Source organism: Streptomyces sp. BE20, assembly GCF_036322525.1.
In the GTDB taxonomy this organism is placed as follows: Bacteria; Actinomycetota; Actinomycetes; order Streptomycetales; family Streptomycetaceae; genus Kitasatospora.
In genome coordinates this window covers 1-326 of record NZ_JAQYWW010001208.1, presented here as the reverse complement: position 1 = coordinate 326, position 326 = coordinate 1, and the positions used below count along the sequence as shown (strand labels likewise).

The following is a 326-nucleotide window of genomic DNA, read 5'->3' as shown; positions in this document are numbered from 1 at the left end:
ATCGCCACCCTCGCCGGCCTCGCCGCCTACAAGGGCCTCGCCCAACTCCTCTCCAACGGCCGCGCCCAGGGCTACGTCCTCAACAACGACATCTTCATCTTCCTCGGCCGCGGCAAGATCGCCGGCCTCCCCGTCATGGTCTGGATCCTCATCCTCACCGCCGCCGCCGTCCACATCCTCCTCAAATACACCGACATCGGCCGCAACCTCTACGCCATCGGCGGCAACGACACCGCCGCCCGCCTCGCCGGCATCAACATCAACAAATACCTCATCGCCGTCTACGCCCTCATCGGCACCGTCGCCGCCCTCGCCGGCATCCTCCT

Annotated in this window: 1 protein-coding gene; it reads left to right on the top strand. The window is 66.6% G+C overall.

Features of this window, described 5'->3' with window-relative positions; genetic code table 11:
• Window positions 1-326: ABC transporter permease (locus PUR61_RS41130; protein ID WP_443035329.1), on the top strand; the 326-nt coding region annotated here is incomplete at both ends.